This is a genomic window from Blochmannia endosymbiont of Polyrhachis (Hedomyrma) turneri (genome assembly GCF_000973505.1).
In the GTDB taxonomy this organism is placed as follows: Bacteria; Pseudomonadota; Gammaproteobacteria; order Enterobacterales; family Enterobacteriaceae; genus Blochmanniella.
The window spans coordinates 192,266-214,923 of sequence record NZ_CP010048.1; the positions used below are offsets into that span (position 1 = coordinate 192,266).

13 protein-coding genes and 1 pseudogene are annotated in these 22,658 nt (G+C 30.3%); 13 read left to right on the forward strand and 1 reads right to left on the reverse strand.

From position 1 onward, the window contains the following. Positions 1-1,085 precede the first annotated feature (1,085 nt). The 13 genes and pseudogenes from mrcB to BTURN675_RS03275 all read left to right on the forward strand — a co-directional run. The gene (gene mrcB, locus BTURN675_RS00730) at positions 1,086-3,305 is read left to right on the forward strand and encodes a bifunctional glycosyl transferase/transpeptidase (protein ID WP_245592139.1); all 2,220 of its coding nucleotides are present in this window, start codon (positions 1,086-1,088) and stop codon (positions 3,303-3,305) included. A gap of 679 nt (positions 3,306-3,984) precedes the next feature. Beyond that, on the forward strand, positions 3,985-4,332 hold the full coding sequence (gene erpA, locus BTURN675_RS00735) for an iron-sulfur cluster insertion protein ErpA (RefSeq protein ID WP_046288685.1): 348 nt from the start codon (positions 3,985-3,987) through the stop codon (positions 4,330-4,332). Positions 4,333-5,042: 710 nt separating this feature from the next. Continuing rightward, entirely contained in the window at positions 5,043-6,731 is a 1,689-nt protein-coding gene (locus BTURN675_RS00740; protein WP_144406097.1) for a CTP synthase, read from the forward strand. Between the two features lie 131 nt (positions 6,732-6,862). Continuing rightward, positions 6,863-8,158 carry a phosphopyruvate hydratase gene (gene eno / locus BTURN675_RS00745; RefSeq protein ID WP_046288687.1) on the forward strand — a complete coding sequence of 432 codons (1,296 nt, stop codon included), beginning with the start codon at positions 6,863-6,865 and terminating at the stop codon, positions 8,156-8,158. Positions 8,159-8,563: 405 nt separating this feature from the next. After that, on the forward strand, positions 8,564-10,426 hold the full coding sequence (locus tag BTURN675_RS00750; RefSeq protein WP_046288688.1) for an assimilatory sulfite reductase (NADPH) flavoprotein subunit: 1,863 nt from the start codon (positions 8,564-8,566) through the stop codon (positions 10,424-10,426). Then, complete coding sequence (cysI, locus tag BTURN675_RS00755) at positions 10,426-12,126, forward strand: assimilatory sulfite reductase (NADPH) hemoprotein subunit (RefSeq protein ID WP_046288689.1); 1,701 nt, start codon at positions 10,426-10,428, stop codon at positions 12,124-12,126. The genes BTURN675_RS00750 and cysI overlap by 1 nt, the downstream gene beginning before the upstream one ends. Positions 12,127-12,151: 25 nt before the next feature. Then, positions 12,152-12,886, forward strand: coding sequence for a phosphoadenylyl-sulfate reductase (locus tag BTURN675_RS00760; protein ID WP_046288690.1), 735 nt, complete (start codon positions 12,152-12,154; stop codon positions 12,884-12,886). Between the two features lie 553 nt (positions 12,887-13,439). Continuing rightward, positions 13,440-14,891 (forward strand): siroheme synthase CysG, encoded by a 1,452-nt coding sequence (gene cysG, locus BTURN675_RS00765; protein ID WP_046288691.1) that lies wholly within the window; start codon positions 13,440-13,442, stop codon positions 14,889-14,891. A gap of 11 nt (positions 14,892-14,902) precedes the next feature. Beyond that, positions 14,903-15,817 (forward strand): sulfate adenylyltransferase subunit CysD, encoded by a 915-nt coding sequence (gene cysD, locus BTURN675_RS00770; protein ID WP_046288692.1) that lies wholly within the window; start codon positions 14,903-14,905, stop codon positions 15,815-15,817. A gap of 20 nt (positions 15,818-15,837) precedes the next feature. Continuing rightward, the gene (gene cysN, locus BTURN675_RS00775) at positions 15,838-17,280 is read left to right on the forward strand and encodes a sulfate adenylyltransferase subunit CysN (RefSeq protein ID WP_046288693.1); all 1,443 of its coding nucleotides are present in this window, start codon (positions 15,838-15,840) and stop codon (positions 17,278-17,280) included. Then, complete coding sequence (cysC, locus tag BTURN675_RS00780) at positions 17,267-17,896, forward strand: adenylyl-sulfate kinase (RefSeq protein WP_046288694.1); 630 nt, start codon at positions 17,267-17,269, stop codon at positions 17,894-17,896. The genes cysN and cysC overlap by 14 nt, the downstream gene beginning before the upstream one ends. A 125-nt stretch (positions 17,897-18,021) precedes the next feature. Then, the gene (locus BTURN675_RS00785) at positions 18,022-18,315 is read left to right on the forward strand and encodes a septum formation initiator family protein (RefSeq protein ID WP_046288695.1); all 294 of its coding nucleotides are present in this window, start codon (positions 18,022-18,024) and stop codon (positions 18,313-18,315) included. A gap of 652 nt (positions 18,316-18,967) precedes the next feature. After that, positions 18,968-19,765 (forward strand): annotated as a pseudogene (locus BTURN675_RS03275) (peptidoglycan DD-metalloendopeptidase family protein); the annotation flags it as partial. Between the two features lie 173 nt (positions 19,766-19,938). On the opposite strand, the gene mutS reads toward BTURN675_RS03275, so the two are convergent. Next, positions 19,939-22,452, reverse strand: coding sequence for a DNA mismatch repair protein MutS (gene mutS, locus BTURN675_RS00795; RefSeq protein WP_052722577.1), 2,514 nt, complete (start codon positions 22,450-22,452; stop codon positions 19,939-19,941). Positions 22,453-22,658 lie beyond the last annotated feature (206 nt).

Genomic DNA, 22,658 nt, shown 5'->3' on the forward strand with positions numbered 1-22,658 from the left:
TATTTTTTTCAAAAAAATTATTTTTTATATGTTTTAAAAATATTTTATTTAAAGTAAATGATCTATTTTTCATCTGAAATTTGTGTATGTTTTCAATTAGTGCATAATGCCATCATTAATAAACAGCATGTACATGGTATTAATCGTATTTAGGTTTTATATAAATTTAGTATATTATTGTGTATGTAGTATGTGATTGTGGTTTATTATAAAATTTGTTGTTAGTCGTATCAATCATACAACAATTATATCAATTGAGGAGTAGATATTGAATCGAATATATTATTAAATTTTGATAGATTTGTTATGTGTAGTAATATTTTTTTATTATTTGAATGTTATTTATTATTTATATTTAAGTTAGTGTGGTTACATCTATATTATTTAAATATTGTAATATCTAAAAAAATATTAATTTTTACGCTATGCAAAGTCGTTATTTGTTATCAATGATACTAATTAATTTATAAAACTTGAATGTAATTATTGTACATATATAAATGTTAGAGTTAAAAAATTAGAAGTATAATAAGTTTTGGTTGGTTTTGTTGTTAATCATTTTTTTGTGTAATTTATTTTTATCTTTAAAAGTGTGAATTTATTATATAATACAATTAATCATGTAGTTAAGTATTTTAAAACATTAATGTTTTGTTTAATGTTTTTAAAATTATTTATATCCTTAATAAGGTTAGAATGTAAGGTTAGAATTAAGAATTCCAAAAAATAGTATTGGTATCATTTTTAATAAAAAGATGTTGTTTCGACATTTTTTTGTAGTGTTCATGTTGAATTTTTTAATTTTTAATAGGTTTATGGTGCCTTGTATTAAGTAAATTTTAAAAGTTATATATTTTAATAAATGAATATTCGTCTAAAAATTTATATTATTTATTGACTAAATTATACGATAATTTATTTATTTTATAATAATTTATATATTGTTAGTTGATATATTAGATACAAGGAATGTTAAGAAGAAAAAGATATTATTAAGGAGGTATAAATAAGAAAAAGGAGGCGAGCAATCTGTGTATATTTTTCAGTTTATTAAAAGTTATAAGTTATTGTTGTGTTTAAAAAAGATATTTTTTGTTAATTTTTGTAATACCTTTTCAAAAAATTATTTTGTGTTATTAGTGGTTGTTGTTTTAATACCAATAATTAGTATTATTGGTTATGGTTGGTATTTAAATATAATAATACGTAATCGTATCAGTGGTGAAATTTGGCAGTTGTCTCCGGTTGTATATGGGCGAATTATTGATTTAGAACCAGGTATGTTATGTAGTTGTAATACAGCTATTAATATGTTGGAAGCCATTCAATATCGTCGTGTATCTAAAATTACTAGATCTGGTGAGTTTGTTGTATGTTCTAATTATATCGAGTTAATTCGTCGTGGATTTTTATTTCCAGATGGTTGGGAAAATGAAACTCATGTTCGTATAGTTTTTAATCAAGAATTAATATCAGAGATACGTAATCAAGATACAGATAAAGAGTTTAGTTTATTTCGCTTAGATCCTCCATTAATTGGAATTGTTTCATCGCCTACCGGGGAACAGCGTTTGTTTGTGAGAAAAAGTGAGTTTCCAGATCTGTTAACAGATATTTTGTTAACTATTGAAGATCAGAGTTTTTATAGGCATGATGGCATAAAATTTTCATCAATCTTTCGTGCTTGTTTAATTAATATTCTCAAAGGGCGCACGGTACAGGGTGGTAGTACTTTAACACAGCAATTAGTAAGAAATTTATTTTTAAGTAACCAAAAATCATTTTGGCGAAAATTTAATGAAGCGTATATGGCGTTAATTTTTGATTATCGTTATACTAAAGATCAAATCCTCGAATTATATCTGAATGAAGTATATTTTGGGCAATATGGAAATGACGAGATCAGGGGGTTTCCGCTAGCTAGTTTTTATTATTTTGGTCGTCCTGTAAATGAGTTGAGTTTTGATCAGCAAGCTGTATTGGTTGGTATGATTAAAGGTGCTTCGTTATATAATCCTTGGAAGAATCCTAAATTAGTATTAGATCGTCGTAATTTAGTACTGAAATTATTAGAGAGCAAAAATGTTATTGACAGTGAATTATATAATGTATTGAGTGTTCGTCCCTTAGGAATTCGTAGTAAAGGTGGGGTGTTAATTTCTCAACCAGCATTTATGCATATGGTTCGTGAAGAAATGCGTAAAAAATTTGATAATAGAAAATTAAATTATTCTGGAATTAAAATATTTACCACTTTGGATCCAATATCTCAGTGTATGGCTGAGAAATCGATAGAGCAAGGTATTTTTTCTTTACGAATTAAGCACAATATGACAGATTTAGAGGTTGCTATGGTCGTAATTGATAGATTTAGTGGTGAAATACGTGCTATGATTGGTGGATCGGATCCCCAATTTTTTGGGTTCAATCGTGCGATGTATGCTCGTCGTTCTGTTGGTTCATTGGCTAAGCCGGCTACGTATCTCACTGCTTTAAGTGATCCTGATAAATATAGTTTAAATACATGGATTCCTGATAAGCCAATTTTGATTAAGCAAACGAATGGGCATTATTGGTTTCCGAGAAATTACGATCGTACATTTCGGGGAAGAGTTATGTTAATTGATGGTTTAGTCCAATCTCTTAATGTACCTACTGTACATCTTGGAATGATGATTGGATTAAATAAAATTATTAGTACTTTATTAAAGTTAGGTATTCCTGAATTTGCTATTATGCCATTCCCATCAATGTTGTTAGGAGCTATGAGTTTGACTCCATTAGAGGTTGCTCAAGAATTTCAAACTATAGCTAGTGGTGGTAATTATGTTAATTTATCTGCAATATATTCAATAATTTCTACGGATGGTACTGTGTTATATCAGAATATGCCTCAAGTAAAAAATGTTGTATCACCTCAGGCTGCTTATTTAACATTATATGCCATGCAACAAGTGGTAGAGCGTGGAACTTCTCGCTCTTTATCTTTGTTGTTTCCGGATTCTCATTTAGCAGCGAAAACGGGTACTAGTAATGATTTTCGTGATAGTTGGTTTGTTGGCATTGATGGTAAAGAAGTAGTTATTGTTTGGGTTGGACGAGATAATAATGGTTCTGCTAAGTTAACTGGTGCTAATGGTGCATTATTTTTATATCGGTTATATTTAGAACGTCATCCCCCATTTCCGTTATCTTTAGTACCTCCAAAAGGTATTGTGGATATGTTTGTTGATAGCTATGGAAATTTTGTTACTGAATCTCAAAGTACGGATCGTATGTTTCCTGTTTGGATTAAAGATTCTTAGTATATATTGTTATTGCCGGAAGTATTTAGCTGTGGTGCTATGTTTTATGGGATAATTATTAATTTATTTTTAGTGTATTTCGATGTAATATATGTAGTATAAACATATATTGTTAATGTTCAATTGAGAGAAATATAATCAGTATCAGTTTTTGATTTCGTGGTATTTTTTGTAGAGAAAATTTGCACGATTTGTGAAATAGTATTATCAATTTTTATATTGATGTTTGATTATTGTGCATGATGATGTTTGTTTTTTGATGTTGCAATAATTTTTTTGTATTTTCGTTTGTAATTAAGATGGCTTTTATTGGGAATTGTGGTTTGTTCAATGGTGTGTGCATAATATATGTTATGATGTAATATTAGGAGGGGTAAGTGATTGTTTATAGAATATTTATGCACATAATAACGATAATTTGTATGGTTATATTTTAATTTTTAATTAGTAATTGCATTTTTGCGAGGATGACATCATTAATAGTATATTTTAATAGTATCACTGATTTATGTTGCGTATTCTTTTTTTAAAAAACGTTTTTAAAATTATTTTCAGGGCGTATTACAGAATATGAGTGTATTTTTTATTATGGATATATTATATTTTGTGTAATATTTTGAAGTTTTATTTTGGGTATGTTTAAGTTTATTAATGATTCGGTGTTGTAGAGAAAATATTTATGGTTACGGGTTCATCAAAGGAATATTTGGAATTTACTGATGCAGCAGTGATTAAAATGACGAATATTATTCAGGATGCACATAATCCTGCATTAAAGTTGCGTGTGTATATAGTAGGTGGAGGTTGTGGAGGATTTCAATATAAGTTTATACTTGATGAGGTTATTCAAGTTGATGATTTTTATATTGAGAAAAAAGGTGTGATTTTAGTTGTTGATCCTATAAGTTTACAGTATTTAACTGGTGGTACGATAGATTATTATCATGGTTTAGAGGGTTCTCGGTTTATAGTTATTAATCCTAATGCTAAAAGTACTTGTAGTTGTGGATTATCTTTTAGTGTTTAGAAAATACTTTATGTATTTTGTGAGTTTTTGTTTGTTTAGTTTGTTATTTTTTTATTTTTTTAATGTTTTTGAAAGTAGAATATAATACAATATGATGATGTTGTGGTTGAAATTGTTTGAAATTTATGATTAATTATTGTTATTATAGAAAAAAACTTTAAATTTATTTCGTTATGTTTTGATCATCATAGCTCCCGTATTTTTGATTACGTATTTTGATATTATTATTTTATTTTAATTATATAATATATTTGATTAGTTATTTGATATTTGATTAGTTTTGGTGTGTTGATTATTTGACATATTTATTTTTCGGATTTAGGGTAAATTTTTAGATGTTCGTTTTAAAATATGTTAATACATTAAGTGGTTCAAGAGTATTAATAAGTTGATTTATTGTGGATTTTATGGATAGTATATTTAGATGGGGTTATTATAATGTGCATTCGTTTTTTAAACTGTATAATAAATTTATTGTCGTTTTATTGTTGTTAGTGTCGTTTATTTTTAATATTTAATGATTGTTGATTGTTGTGTTTATTAATAAAAAAGTGGTTGATTGGTTTATAGATGTTGTTTTGAGTGTTTTTTTAAATTTATTATTTTTTGATCATGGATTTAGATTGTTTACTGTTTGTTTGAATGTGTTTTGTGTGTTTTAATAAAATGTTTTCATTGATCATTATTATAATGTATTTATGGATGTAATAGTGAAGGGTAATTATGTTTTCGTCACGGGCGGAGTAGTGTCATCTTTAGGTAAGGGTATTTCAACTGCTTCTTTAGCGGCGGTGCTTGAGGCCCGTGGTCTTAGAGTCACCATCATGAAATTAGACCCGTACATTAATGTAGATCCTGGCACTATGAGTCCCATTCAACATGGTGAGGTATTTATTACTGAAGATGGTGCAGAAACAGATTTAGATTTGGGACATTATGAAAGATTTATTCGAACTAAAATGACTAAGTATAATAATTTCACTAGTGGGCGTGTATATGCTGATGTGTTATACAAAGAGCGACATGGAGATTATCTTGGTGCAACTGTACAGGTTGTTCCCCATGTAACTAATGTTATTAAAGAGTATATTATCAGAGTTGGTGAAGATGGTAAGTACGATATTGTTTTTGTGGAAATTGGTGGCACTGTAGGTGATATTGAATCTTTGCCATTTTTAGAAGCGGTTAGACAAATGATTGTGGAAATAGGTCGTGAGCACGCTTTATGTATACATTTGACATTATTGCCTTATATTGCTACTTCTGGCGAGATTAAAACTAAGCCAACTCAACATTCAGTAAAGGAATTACTTTCTATTGGGATACAGCCTGATGTATTAATTTGTCGTTCAAATCGCGTTATGGAGCCTGCTGATCGAAGTAAAATAGCTTTGTTTTGCAATGTATCTAAACATGCAGTGATTTCTTTGCATGATGTTGATTCGATTTATAAAATTCCGGCTTTATTGAAGTCACAAAATTTAGATACCTATATTTGTAATCGATTTTGTTTACAGTGTCCGGAATCTGATTTGTCAGAATGGAATAGGGTGGTTTATCAGCAAGAACATCCATTGGGTAGTGTTACTATTGGTATAATTGGCAAATATATTAAATTGGCAGATGCATATAAATCAGTAATTGAAGCTTTACAGCATGCGGGTTTAAAAAATAGATTGGCTGTAAATATTCGATTAATTGATTCTCAAAATATTGAACATAATGGCGTGAATAGTTTGAGAAATCTAGATGCTATTTTGGTGCCTGGTGGATTTGGATATCGAGGTGTTGAAGGAAAAATAATTTCTGTAAAATATGCACGAGAAAACAATATACCATATTTTGGAATTTGTTTGGGTATGCAGGTGGCATTAATTGAATTTGCCCGTCATGTAGCTAACATGCCTGCTGCGAATTCTACCGAGTTTATGCCTAACTGTAAATATCCTGTTATATCGTTGATTAATGAATGGAAAATGAAGAATATGCAATTTACTTACAATGAAGATATTAGTAATAACAATGCATTAATAGGTAGCAAAAAAATATTATTGTTAGATCATATTCGTTCAGGCATGCGATTAGGTGGTCAAATTTGTTATATTTCTGAAGGAAGTTTGGCGTACCGTTTATATGGAAAAAGTACCGTATTAGAGCGTCATCGTCATCGGTATGAAGTGAATGTTAAATTTTTGAAAGCAATTGAGGATCATGGTTTGCATGTTGTGGGATTTTCAGAAAAGAAAAAATTAGTGGAAATTATTGAATATCCAAATCATCCGTGGTTTCTTGCTAGTCAATTTCATCCTGAATTTACATCAACTCCTCGTGATGGTCATCCTTTATTTACAGGTTTTGTTAAAGCAGCGGGTGAATATCAAAGAAGTTTATTTAGTTAGTTGGTATATGATTAATATTTTGTTTTTTTATGTAAATACAATTATGTTATATATTAATTGAAATTATAAATATTAATTGAAATTATAATTGTCACCAAAATATAGTATTTATATTAGGGAGTGGTGAAATAATGTCTAAGATTATAAAGGTTGTAGGTCGTGAAATTATTGATTCTCGTGGGTATCCGACAGTAGAATCAGAAGTGTATGTGGAGGGTGGTTTTATTGGTTTAGCATCGGTACCTTCTGGTGCTTCTGTGGGGATTCGTGAAGTGTGTGAGTTGCGTGATGGTGATTCATCACGATTTTTAGGAAAAGGTGTGATGAAAGCGGTAAATTGTGTTAATGGTCCTATAGCTAATTTGTTAATAGGAAGAAATGTACTTGATCAGTCTTCGTTAGATCAAAATATGATAGATTTGGATGGTACTAAAAATAAATCAAGATTTGGGGCAAATGCTATTCTTAGCGTTTCTCTTGCTATTGCAAAAGCTGCTGCTTCTTTAAAATCAGTTCCTTTGTATCAGTATATATCCGAGCTGTATGGTACTTCGAATAAATTTTCTATGCCTATTCCAATGATGAATATAATTAATGGCGGGAAACATGCAATTAATAATATTGACATTCAAGAATTTATGATTCAACCAGTTGGAGCTAAAAGTATTAAAGAAGCAATTCGTATGGGCGCAGAAGTGTTTCATAATTTAGGTCATGTTTTAATTGATCATGGTTTGGGTGTTACATTAGGTGATGAAGGTGGATATTCGCCTAATTTAAAATCTAATGTTCTTGCTTTGGAGTTTATTAAGGAAGCAACGGTGCGTTCTAATTATATTTTAGGACAAGATATTGTTTTTTCAATAGATTGCGCGGCTTCTACTTTTTTCGATAAATCTAATAAGCAATATTATTTACGAGGTGAAGGAAAACATTTTACTTCTGAGGAGTTTACTAATTATTTAGATATTCTTACTAAAAAGTATCCGATTGTTTCTATTGAAGATGGTCAAAGTGAGTGTGATTGGAATGGTTTTATTTATCAGACTCGCATGCTTGGAGATAGGTTGCAATTGATCGGGGATGATGTATTTGTCACTAATTCTGATATTTTAAAGTCTGGTATTAATGATGGTGTTGCGAATGCTATTTTAATTAAATATAATCAGATAGGGTCTTTAAGTGAAACATTGCAAACAATTAGGATAGCAAAAAGTTCGGGGTATGCTACAATTATCTCTCATCGTTCTGGTGAGACTGAAGATTCCACTATAGCTGATTTATCGGTTGGCACTGCTTCAGGATACATTAAAACAGGATCATTACGTGGTTCTGAGCGTTTGGCTAAATATAATCGTTTGATTCGTATTGAAGAAGAATTAGGAGATAATGTGTCTTATAGCGGGAATGGTGTATTTAGTTCGTAATTGTTAAAGTTTAAAATTATTTATTAGTTTATAATATTAGTAATGTATAATAGTTTATTTGATCAATATTTCTTCTTTAGTTTAGGAGGCAAGAAATATTTTGTATTATTTTTTCAGAATCTCAGATTTTATTTAAAATTAATTCTTCAAAATTTATATTTAAATATTTATGATTAACGATAGACATGTTTATTTTACATTTTCAAATAATTTTATGTTTTGGATTGTTTGTATTTTTTAGTATTTGATAATATATTATCAATTATTTTATCAATAAGTATATGAGTTTTAAAATAACAATAAATAATAACTTTATATTATCGAATATAGAGTTTTGACGCACTTGTGTGTTGTTTGTATTTTAATAGTAATAGTTGTATTGATGTTATATTTGGTATCTTTATAATGAAAAATATTCAATCGAATTTTAATGTTCCATTTGCTCCATTAAATAAAGAACAATGGGATATTTTTCAAAAATTAATTACTACTTTATCAATGTCGCAGAAAATATGGATGTCTGGATATTTATGTGGTATGTCGGTTAGTTGTACACAATCTGTTATGAATATTGTTGATTGTAATCAACAAATTTTTGGAGATTCATCTTTTTCTCGTGGTATTACAATTTTATCCGCTTCTCAAACTGGCAATGCAAGAAAATTAGCAGGGGAGTTATATCAATCTTTGTTAAATGAAGGATTTAATGTGAATTTGTTTAATGTAGGTGATTATAATATAAAAAAGATTGCTCAAGAAAAGTTGTTTTTTTTAATTACTTCTACTTATGGAGAAGGGGAACCACCCGAAGAAGCAGTGATGTTATATAAGTATTTATTTTCTAAAAATGCTCCTAATATGAAAGACGTTTACTTTTCTGTATTTGGCATAGGTGATAGTTCATATTTGTATTTTTCGAAAGCTGCTAAAGATTTTGATAAACGGTTAGAAGAATTGGGTGCTTGTCGTATTTATGAACGTATTGATGCGGATGTTGATTATTATCAAAAGGCATGTGATTGGCGTTGTAAAATTATTGATATACTGAAGAAACAGTTTATGGTTTTTTATGAAAAAACATCGATGTTAAATAGTTTAAATAATAGTGAAAACCTTGTTAATATTAATAGAAATTCGTTTGAATATTCTAATGTGTATACCAGAGAATCTCCATTCTCTGCAAGTTTAATTTTACGTCAAAAAATTACGAGTCGTGATTCACTTAAAGATGTTTATCATTTAGAAATTAATTTATCTGGTTCCGGGTTATGTTATCAGCCAGGGGATGCATTAGGTGTTTGGTATGAAAATGATCCAGATTTAGTAGGTGAGTTATTAGGGTATTGTCATTTTACAGGAAATGAAGAGGTTAATATTCAGGATAATATATTGCCATGTAATTTGGCTTTACAAAAATACTGTGAATTAACGAATAATACGCCGTTGTTTGCAAAAAGTTATGCTAGATTAATTAGCAATCAGAAGTTATTGTCTGAATTTTCTGATGAAAATAATTTCAAAAAGTTTATTTCATCAACTTCTATTGTTGATATGATACGTTTTTGGCCACCCAGAGGATTAATACCTAGAGAACTAGTGTCGTTATTTCGTCCATTAGTACCCCGATTGTATTCTATTTCTTCATCACAAGATGAAGTAGGTGAGGAAGCTCATATTACTGTGGGTATGGTTCGTTATAAATGTGATAATTTTATTCGTACTGGTGGTGCGAGTGGGTATTTGGTGGATCGATTATTAGAAGGTGGTGAATTACGAGTTTTTATTGTACCTAACGAAAATTTTCGTTTACCTGTAGATCATAGTAAGTCGATAATTATGGTTGCAGCAGGTACTGGTGTTGCACCATTTCGTGCTTTTGTTCAACAACGTTCTTCAGATTCTTCATCAGGAAAGAATTGGTTGTTTTTTGGAAATTTAAACTTTCTTAATGATTTTTTATACCAACGAGAATGGCAAAGATATGTTAAAGATGGTATATTAACCAACGTGCATACTGCTTGGTCTCGTGATCAAAATTGCAAAATTTATGTGCAAGATAAAATTTTAGAATATGGTTTGGAGGTATGGCAATGGATTAAGAGTGGAGCATATATTTATGTTTGTGGTGATGCATCTCGTATGGCGCATGGAGTAGAAGAAAGTTTAATTCAGTTGGCTGTTAAGTATGGTAATATGAGTATTGAAGAATCAGATTTATTTTGGGGAAATATGCGTATTGATCATCGTTATCAAAAGGACGTTTATTAATGGATAAAGATAAAAAAAATAAACTATCTGATCATGAACGTTTGAAATCGGAAAGTAATTTTCTTCGTGGTACTATTGTGAAGGATTTGTCTAATGAATTAACTGGAGGTTTCACTGGAGATAATTTTCATTTGATTAGATTTCATGGAATGTATCAGCAAGATGATCGTGATCTTCGTACAGAGAGAATAAACCAAAAACTTGAGCCATTGATTAGTATGATGTTGCGGTGTCGTTTGCCTGGAGGTGTTATTATGCCATCGCAATGGTTAGCTATTAATTCTTTTGTTTCCAAACATACTTTGTATGGTACCATGCGGCTTACGAGTCGTCAAACGTTGCAAATACATGGATTATTAAAACGTGATTTGAAAGATACACATCGTATATTACATCATATTGGTTTAGATTCTATTGCTACAGCAGGTGATGTTAATCGAAATGTTATATGTACTTCAAATCCCATGGAATCTATTTTGCATCATTCGGTTATTGGGTGGGCCAAAAAGATTTCAGAGCATTTTTTACCTAATACTCGTGCGTATGCGGAAATTTGGTTGGACGGTGAAAAAACTGAATCAACAGAGGAATGTGAACCGATATTAGGGGCGTCTTATTTACCCCGTAAATTTAAAATTGCTCTTGTAATTCCTCCTCTTAATGATGTAGATGCGTATGCTAATGATTTAAGTTTTGTTGCAATTAGCATGAATAAACAGTTAGTTGGTTTTAATGTTTTGGTTGGTGGTGGCTTAGCTATGACATATGGTGATTCTACAACATATCCACGTATAGCTAGTGATTTTGGTTATATTGATGTTAATGATACTATAAAAGTTGCTGAAGCGATAGTGACGACACAACGTGATTTAGGAGATCGTTTAAATCGTAAACATGCTAAAACGAAATATACTTTAGTGAAAGTTGGTGTAGATGTATTTAAAAAAGAAGTAGAAAAAAGATCTGGAATAAAATTTTTTTCTACGCATCCTTATACGTTTTTAGAGCGAGGTGATCGTTTTGGATGGGTTAAAGGAATTGATGATCAGTGGCATTTTACTGTATTTATAGAAAATGGTCGTATTTTTGATACTGAGGGTTCTTTGTTAAAAACAGGTTTATCAGAAATTGCTTCTATTCATACAGGGTGTTTTCGTTTGACTGCAAACCAAAATTTAATTATTTCTAGTGTTCGAGAATCTGATAAAATTTCTATTGAGTCTTTACTTGTAAAGTATAAATTAATTAATGAAAATATTAGTGTGCAGCGTAAATCTTCTATGGCTTGTGTGTCATTTCCTACGTGTCCGTTAGCTATGGCAGAATCTGAACGCTTTTTACCTAATTTTATTAGTAAAATTGAGAATATTATGTTTCGTTGTGGTTTAAGTAATGATTCGATTATTCTTCGGGTGACTGGATGCCCTAATGGTTGTGCTAGAGCTATGCTTGCGGAGATTGGTTTAGTCGGTAGGTCTGTTGGTTATTATAACATATATCTTGGTGGTAATCGTATAGGGACACGTATTCCTCGTCTATATAAAGAGAATGTTACTGAAGAGGAAATTTTAAATATTCTTAATACAACTATTGTGCGTTGGTCAAACGAGAGACATCCTCAAGAATCTTATGGTGATTATGTGATACGTGTTGGTATTATTACTCCAGTTTTAAATTCTGAACATGATTTTTATGGATAAACTATGGGAAATAATATGATGAAAGATGTGTGATTTTAGTGAATTTGATGTATTGGAAATTGCTCAGCAGGAGTTATTATTACATCGGGTAAATCGAAAATTAAATGCTTTGACTGCTGAGGATAGAGTGGTATGGGGGTTAGAACATTTACCTCGCCAAGTTATTTTGTCTTCAAGTTTTGGTATTCAATCTGTAGTGAGTTTGCATTTGGTGACTCGTTATTGTTGTGATATTCCTGTTGTTTTTATTGATACTGGCTATTTGTTTCCTGAAACGTACCATTTTGTTGATCAATTGACTGACATTATGAAATTAAATTTGCAAGTATTTTCTCCTTTGAGATCTGCTGCGTGGCAGGAAGCGCGTTATGGCAAGTTGTGGGAGCGTGGTTTAGAGGGAATTCAACAATATAATTATTTTCATAAAATAGAACCTATGCGTCGTGCTCTTAAAATATTGAAAGTTCGTACATGGTTTGCTGGGTTGCGTCGTACTCAATCTCAAATTAGAAATAAAATGCAAATATTATCTGTACATCGGGGTGTGTTTAAATTGTTACCTGTTTTGGATTGGGATGATAAAAAAGTATTTGAATATATTGCAAGGTATTCTTTATTGCGTCATCCATTGTGGGATAAGGGCTATACTTCATTAGGGGATGTGCATACTACTCTTAAATCTTGTGTTGATGTTGCTGAGAAAGATGTTCGATTTTTTGGTTTAACAAGAGAATGTGGTTTGCATGAAGAATACTTTTGAAACGGTATTTGTTTGTTGTGTGGATGACATACTTCTATTTATAATATTTAATATATTTTATAAATGTTGATATGTGTTAATGTTTTTTTTATAATATTCATTGAAAATTATATATTTCAGTGGTTTTGTATTGTATAATTTTAAAAATTAGTGTTTATATATTTAATATAATTGTATATTATCAAGTGTTGAATTTTTATTGTTAAAATAAGATCTTGATATATTTGTTTGAGATGTTATATATATTTTTTTATATGACAGGTATAAGTAATTTTTTAGAAATTATATAATTATAATGTTATTTTTGTTTTAAATATATATTATTAATATTATTAATTGGATTATTATAAAAGTTTTTATAATATTTTATAAATACAATTTAAAAAGTGTGTTTGTTGTTTTTTTAAGTGATTTAATTTAGAATTAATTAATATATTTAGAATATTAAAAATTCAAAATTTTTGTTTTTTTGTAAGTTTGATATTTAAGTTTAAAATCCGAATAGTGGTTATTAATATCTTGGATTGTTTTTGAAGTGTAGATAGGTTGTAGTGTGGAATATTTATTTTTGCTTTTTGATCTTAAGGATCGTTATGTTTTAGTGGTAGGTGGTGGAGATGTTGCTGCACGTAAAATTTGTCTTTTGAAACGTGCTGGTGCTAGGATCAAAGTAGTGGCGTATTCATTATGTTCTGAACTAGAAGTAATACTGAAGAATATGTGCGATGTAACATGGATTGGCACAACATTTACACCAAGTATGTTGGATGATGTATTTTTAGTGATTGTTGCTATTGATGATACATCTATTAGTGATTTTGTCTATCAATGTGCTGAAAGATGTCATAAATTCATTAACGTGGTTGATGATCAGAGAAAATGTTCATTTATTTTTCCTGCTGTTATTGATCGGTCTCCTATTGTAGTGGGAATTTCTTCATGTGGTCGATCGCCGGTATTGGTACGTATATTACGTGAAACACTGGAATCATTATTACCTAATTTTTTAGGTCCGATGGCGAGTTTGTTAGGTAATTGGCGTGAACGAGTGAAACATCGTATTTTACATATGGCGCAGCGTCGAAGATTTTGGGAGAAAATACTTCGTAATAATAGTTTTATTACATTAATCTCAGCAGGTTTGTTTAAGGAAGCGGAAAAATTTTTGGATAAGGCTTTGTTGTTTCATTGTAAGAGAGATACATTTGAGAAATTATCTATGGGTGGTGTGTCATTAGTGGGAGCTGGTCCAGGGGATAGTGGATTGTTTACTTTACGTGGGTTACAACTTGTACAGGAAGCAGATGTTGTGTTATATGATTGTTTGGTTAGTGTTGAAGTTCTTGATTTAGTACGTAGAGATGCCAAAAAGATATGTGTTGGAAAAAGAGGTGTAGGCAAGAGTTTCATGAAACAACAAGATATTAATCACTTATTAATATCGTTGGCTAAAGCAGGTAAAAGAGTTGTTAGATTAAAGGGCGGTGATCCTTGTATTTTTGGTCGAGGTGGTGAAGAATTAGAGGCAGTGGTTGCTGCTGGAGTGCCATGCCAAGTAATTCCTGGTGTTACATCTGCGTCGGCTGCTATTTGTGCTGGAATTCCATTAACACATCGACATTATTCTCATAGTGTAACATTTATTACTGGTCATGTGTTTTGTAATAGTGCGTATAAACAAGCAGATTTTCATTTTTTGAGTTATACGAATCAAACTTTAGTGATTTATATGGGGATGATGTATGTTAAACAGATTTATAATGTTTTAGTTGCTAGTGGATGTGATGTTAATACTCCAGTAGCTATTATTAGTCACGGTGCTTGTTCAAATCAAAAAGTGATCATTGGGACATTGAATAATTTAAAACAGTTGGTTAGAATGGCCAATTCTCCATCATTGTTGATAATTGGTCGTGTTGTAGAGTTGCATCGCAAAGCATATTGGTTAAATCAGGAAAACATAGTAAATAGATATAAATTAACTTCTTTAATTAATTTGTTTTAAAGGTTGTATTTATGAAGTATTGTGAAAAGCGTTCTAATTATTTGTATCGTTTAGAGTCAGAAAGTATTTATATTTTTAGAGAAGTGGTATCTGAATTTCATAATCCTGTTATGATGTATTCTGTTGGTAAAGATTCTTCTGTTATGTTGCATTTGGCTAGGAAAGCATTTTATCCGAAACCAGTTCCTTTTTCTATATTACATATAGATACTGGATGGAAGTTTACTGAAATGTATCATTTTCGTGATTATATTGCTCAGACTTATGGTTTAAATTTGTTAATTTATAAAAATTCGGAAGAAAAAGCTGTACATACTAATCCTTTTTTACATGACGTTAGTGAGTATACTAATATTATGAAGACAGAAGCTTTGAAACAAGCGTTAAATAAATATAAATTTGATGCTGCAGTTGGTGGTGGTCGTCGTGATGAGGAACAATCTCGCGCCAAAGAGCGAATTTATTCTTTTCGTGATATCCAACATCGTTGGAATCCTAAAGATCAACGTCCGGAAATGTGGAATAATTATAATTCTCAGATTAAAAAAGGTGAAAGTATACGTGTTTTCCCATTGTCAAATTGGACGGAATTAGATGTTTGGCAGTATATTTTTTTAGAAAATATTGAGTTTGTTTCTTTATATTTAGCTAAAAAACGTCCTGTAGTGCGCCGAAATGACATGTTAATTTTAGTAAATGATAATCGTTTTAATTTACAGTCTCATGAAGTTATTGAAGAACGCATGGTTCGTTTTCGTACTTTAGGTTGTTGGCCATTAACTGGAGCAATAGAATCTGAGTCAGCAACATTGTTGGAGGTTATTCAGGAAATGTTTACTACTACTACTAGTGAGCGTTGTGGACGGATAATTGATTTTGATCAGTCTGGATCTATGGAAATAAAAAAACGTCAAGGTTATTTTTAGATTGTTGTTAGGGATAAATCATGAATGAGATAGCGGATGAAATTGTTCAGTCTGGAGGTATTGAAAATTATTTATATAAGCAACAGTGTAAATCTTTGTTGCGTTTTCTTACTTGTGGTAGTGTGGATGATGGTAAAAGTACATTAATTGGTCGATTATTGTATGATTCTTACCAGTTATATGATGATCAGTTGTTAGCATTACGCAATGATAGTAAAACTGTTTTTCAGAGTAGTAATGATCAATTGAATTTTGCAGCGTTAGTAGATGGTTTGCACGATGAACGTGCACAGGGAATTACTATTGATGTTGCTTATCGTTATTTTTCTACTAAAAGTCGTAAATTTATTATTGCAGATACGCCTGGACATGAACAATATACTCGTAATATGGCCACTGGTGCTTCTACAAGTGATTTAGCTATTTTATTGCTTGATGCAAGAAAAGGTATTCGTGATCAAACTCGTCGTCATACTTTTATTAGTATATTATTTGGCATTAGGAATTTTATCATTGCGATTAATAAGATGGATTTAGTGGATTATGATAAAAATGTTTTTGAGAATATCAGGAGAGATTATTTAGCATTTATTGAATCTTTTACAATGAAATTAAATATTTATTTTATACCAATATCTGCGTTAGTTGGTGATAATATTATTCGTCGTTCTCAATATATGTCTTGGTATGGTGGTTCTACATTAATTCAATTATTAGATACAATTGAAATTATGGAACCCATGTATCATAGTCAGTTTTTACGTTTTCCTGTACAATGTGTTAATTATGATCATATGGATTTTCGAGGGTATTCTGGTACAGTAGCATCTGGTAGGTTGTGTGTTGGAAAGAAAATTAAGGTTTTTCCTTCTGGGGCGATTTCTGTAATTCGTAGAATTGTTACTTTTAGAAAGGATTTAGAAAATGCTGTTGCGGGAGATCCAGTCACCGTAGTTTTAGAGCATGATTTAGATATTAATAGGGGGGATATATTTCTGGATGTTGATGATAATATTTTACCTGTCAATAGTGCTCAAGTTGATGTAGTTTGGATGAGTGTGCAGAATTTATCGAAAGGTATTATTTTTAATGTTCAAATTGCACATAAGCGAATTGGAACGTGTGTAAAGCGTTTACATTATCAAATAGATATTAATAATTCCACCTATCTCATGGTGGATCATTTACCCTTAAATAGTATTGGTTTAGTAGATTTAGTATTTGATGAATCAATGATACTAGATCCATATTCTTATTCTCCGGTGACGGGTAGTATGATTTTTATTGATCCATATACCAATTGTACGATTGGGGCGGGTATGGTACGGTTGCCTTTGCACGGAATAGTAAAATCTGGTAAATATACCACATTTGAATTAGAATTACATGCGTTAATTCGTCGCCATTTCCCACATTGGGGGATGAATGATTTGTTAATGGAAAATTGTGATGTATCTTCGTAAGAAAAACAATTTATTAGGTGAACAAGTGATATGGCATAGTCATGTCATTAAAAAAAATGCTCGTGAGTATTTACATAAACATCGTGCTATGTTGTTATGGTTTACTGGTTTATCAGGTTCTGGTAAATCTACAATAGCTGGTGTGTTAGAAGAAGAATTATATTCTAGATCAATTAGTACATATTTGTTAGATGGCGATAATATTAGGCATGGGTTATGTTATGACTTAGGGTTTACTAATTTTGATCGTCATGAAAATTTACGGAGGGTTGGGGAGGTGGCTGCGTTGATGGTTGATGCAGGATTAGTAGTATTAGCGTCTTTTGTTTCTCCATATTGTTTTGATCGTCAAATGGTTAGAAGTATGGTTCCAGTTGGTTCTTTTGTTGAAATTTTTGTTGATACTCCATTGTCAATATGTAAAGCTCGGGATCCTAAAGGGTTATATAGGATGTCTGATGATGGTATGATTGAAAACTTTGTTGGGGTTCATGCGGTATACGAAAGACCAGTTTTTCCAGAGATTTATCTTGATGGTCGAAAATCAGTGAAATATTTGATTAAGCAATTATTGGAAGCATTGATTTGTAGGATTGTGGTTAGTGGTGGTGTATAATTTTGTTTATTTTATTTTATAATTGGTTGTCATTAAAATATATTTTCGAGTTGTATTGGTGTGTTTGTAAGTATCCGATTGTATTATTGATTGATAGTGTATGAATAAATTTTTTTATATTTAATATGAAATGTTTAGTGTTTACATTGATGGTTATATTATTTTGGTTGCAGTATGTTTTTTGGTTTGGTAAACATGGGGTATGTGACTTTTTTTGTATTAAAAATACTCTTAAAATTAAATTCTTTAATAATTCTAGATATGAATTAAAGATTCGTAATAGTCAGTTGTTGTTTGAAATTGATGATTTAATTAGTCATCGGAATGAATCAGTAGAGGAACGTGCTCGTCATGAATTAGGGATGATTAAATCAGATGAATGTTTTTATCGTTTGATTCCTCTTGATAGAGGGGAGTAGTATAATTGTATATATAAATGTTACAACATTGTTGTTTGTTTGTGTGTTAATAATTTTAATGATAGCAGATATTGGCAAATAATATTGATGTTGATGATGTGTAAACAGGATAGTTAATAAATGTTAAATCACTTTTTGTCATTATGGAAAAAAGGATTTTTTGAATTTTTTAGGGTGGCTATTTTCATTTTGTGTATGATATAAGGATTATTTTGCAGGTTTAAAATTTTTTATTCTTTAGAATGATTATAAATTCTATATTGGTTGTTATGTCTTGCAATGCATTGGAGGTTAAGTTTATTGGATTGTTGTTCATATTGGCGAAAAATGTATAATTATGTGAGGAATAGTTTTTATGAGTGAACCAATTAGTTTTTTATCATATTATTATTGTATGATGATGGGTTCTTTCATGTTTATATGGATATTATCAGGATGCTCTTATGAGCATCCTTCTTACGAAAATATATGTATTAGTAATATTGATCGTTCTATCCGTGAATTTTCTCTAGATTCGGAGGATCCTCATCATCGTGTATCTGGTGATCGGAAGAAGTTATTAAATTCATCTACTATAAAATATAATGCTAGTGATTCTGGTTATCATCATGACTATAATTATGGTAATAAAGGTTCATATTCTTCCTGTTGTTATGTAGTTAAGCCTGGTGATACCTTGTTTTATATTGCTTGGATTACTGGAAATAATTGCCATATTTTAGCGCAAAAAAACAATATTAGTATTAATTCTGTTTTGAAAGTGGGTCAAATTTTGCAAGTAGGTGGTGATAATGAACAGTTGAATGATCGATTTTTTAGAAAATCTATGCAGCATAATCAGAATCGTAATTTTGATCAGAAATGTAATGTGTCTTTTTGTTTAAATTCATGTAAATCAGGCAGTTGTTCTGATAACAGTATTGATGGGAATGTTAATGGTAATATTCATCATATGTTGAATAAAAATTTTATAAATTTGTTATCCTCATCTAATCAAGATTTTTCTATTAGTAGTTCTAAAAATATTGCATCTGTCAATAAAGAAAAAAAAGTGGAGTTAAATGTCGTTAATAAATCTAGAATAGTGTGGACATGGCCTACGTATGGTAGTATTATTAGTAGTTTTTCTTCTCTTAATGGGGGGAATAAGGGAATTGATATATCTGGTAAGTTGGGTCAACCTATATTTTCTGTTGCTTCTGGTAAAGTAGTTTATGCAGGTAATGCTTTAGTTGGATACGGAAATTTAATTATTGTTAAGCATAATGATGATTTTTTAAGTACATATTCGCATAATGAAACAATATTAGTATCTGAACAGCAATATGTTAAGGGTGGCCAGAAAATAGCTACCATGGGGAGTAGTGACTCAGATGTAATTAAGTTATATTTTGAAATTCGTTATAAAGGAAAATCGGTAGATCCATTGTATTATTTACCTAAAAGATAGTTATATTGAAATTGAAAATGAGATGTTTGTAGTTGATTGTCTTGCTGATTCTGTGTTTTTTTAGGAATTTTCATAGTATGTGTTATTTTTTTATCCGTTGTTTATGAAATTGTTTAAGAATATGTGGAATAGATAGTAATATGTTTAATGCGGTTTGTTTTATGTTTGTATATTTATTTTTTTATTTTTTTTAAAATGTTGTACAAATAGTTTGTTATGTGTTGTTTTGTGTTTATTTTTTTGGAATTTTTTTCTAGTTGTTTTAGTTTAAAGTGTGCATTATTTATTACATCAGTTGGTATTCCTGCTAATTTAGCTACTAATAGACCATAACTTTTGTGTGTTGCTCCATGTTTCACATTATATAAAAATGTTACGATGTCATTATTTGTTATTGTATCTAAGTGAACGTTAGTGATTTCTGGGATGTATTTAGATAATGTGGTAAGTTCGAAATAGTGGGTGGAAAATAGTGTCAGTGCTTTAATTTGAGTTGCAATTTTCTCTGCACATGCCCATGCTAGTGACAGTCCATCATAAGTAGAAGTACCTCTTCCGATTTCATCGATTAAAATTAAACTATAATTAGTAGCATGATGTAAAATATTGGCGGTTTCAGTCATTTCTATCATAAAAGTAGATTTATTAGATGTAAGGTCGTCGGCTGAACCGATTCTAGTAAAAATTCTATCAATAGGTCCAAGAATAGCTTTTTGTGCTGGTACGAAACTACCAATATATGCCAATAATACAATTAATGCAGTTTGTCTCATATATGTGCTTTTCCCCCCCATATTTGGGCCAGTAATGATGAGCATATTTTGTTTATCTGATAAAATCGTTTGATTCGGTATAAATGGTTTTTTTATTAATTGTTCAACGACTGGATGGCGGCCATTGATTATTGTGATTCCCTTTTTTTTTGTAATTATGGGGCAAGTATAATTTAGCGTTTTTGCACGTTCTGCGAGGTTACTTAAAACATCTAATTCAGCTAACGCTTCGGCAGCAAATTGTAAATTTAATAGTTCTGGTAATATTTTTTTTAGTATTTCATTATAAATTTTTTTTTCTAGTGCTATAGCTTCTATACCGGAATTTAAAATTTGTTTTTCGTATTGTTGAAGTTCAGGGATTGTATATCGTTCAGAGTGTTTTAATGTTTGTAATTGTATGTAATGTTGGGGTACGAGGTGTTTTTGTTTTTTTTTTATTTGAATAAAATAGCCATGTAATGTGTTGAAAGATATTTTTAGACTATCTAGTTGTGTTTTGTTGCGTTCTTCTGTTTCTAATGTTTTTAGATAGTTACTTGCATTTTTTTGTGTGTTTCTTAATTTGTCTAGTGTTTGGTTATATCCATAAGCGATGATTCCTCCATCATGTATTGATGATGGAGGAGATTCGTTGAGAGCGGTTTTTAGCAAATTTAATAATTGGTCGAATGGTTTTATTTGTTTAGATATTTTAGTGATATTATTGTTAGTGATGTTTAGTAGGATATTTTGAATTTTTGGAAATTGTTGGATGGCTTCTTTCATGTTTATTAGGTCTTTTGGTCGTGCTGTGTGTAGTGCAACTCTAGCTAAAATTCGTTCAAGATCGCCGATTTTTTTTAAAATAGTTTGTAGATAGCTGATTTCTAATTTTAGTAATGATTGAATATTGTTTTGTCTATAAGTAATAGTATTTTGATTGCGAGTAGGTAGGTTTAACCATCTGTTTAACATACGACTACCCATTGAGGTTACAGTGTGATCTAGAATTCCAATGAGTGTATTGTGTTTGTTTTTTTTATTAATGATGTTTTGCGTGAGTTCTAAGTTGCGTCTTGTAGTGTCATCCATGATAATACTAGTTTTGTGATTTTCTAACACAATTGTGCGAATATGGGTTAATAGTGTACATTGAGTGTGTTCAGCATATGACAATAAGCAACCAGCTGCTTGTAATGCCAATTTTTCGTTTTTTATTCCAAGTTCTGTTAAATTGTGTGTTTTGAATTGTGAGTTTAGCTTTTTATATGCGTTGTTTAAGTCAAATTCTAATGCAGGTAGACAACGTAAATATTTTTGTTTTTCAATTAAGTGAAATGATTTAAGTGTATTTGGATATAAAAGTTCAGAGGGATGAGTTCGTGCTAATTCGGCAGCCATGATTTCTTCTCCATTAATTTCTGAGATTATAAATCGACCAGTGGAGATATCTAATGTAGCGTATCCAAATTTATTAAAATCTTGATAGATTGCAGCTAGTAAATTTTCTTGATTGGCTTGTAGTAATTTTTCATCAGTTAATGTTCCTGGTGTAACGATACGTACTATTTTTCTTTCTAAAATATTTTTTTTTAGTGCTAAGTTATATTTGTCTAGTGGATTGATTTGTTCACAGATTGCTACTGATTCTCCTAATTGCATTAATTGTACTAAATAATCTTCTATTGTATTATGGGGTATACCAGCCATGGGTATTTTTTTTCTGCCTGAGATATTGTTTCTTGTGGTTAATGTAATGTTTAACAATTTTGATGCTTTGTGTGCGTCATCGTAAAATAGTTCGTAAAAGTCTCCCATGCGATAAAATAACAGGATATTTGGATGTTGTGATTTAATTTTTAAATATTGTTGAATCATTGGGGTATGTATGCAAGAATGTTTTGTTTTGTTTTTTATTTTAGTGTGTTTCATGAAATTATTGATTTTTAATGTGGTTGTTTGTTGTTTATTGATAAAAATTGATTTTTGTATGTTGGTTTTGTAATATGTTGTGTTATTTGTTTATTATATCGAAAAGTCAGTGATATTTTGTGTTTAGGGATAATAATATTTGGTGTTAGTGTGTATAATTATTTTTTTAAAAATTTTTGCATGGTAGCAGAGTGTTGTTGAAGATT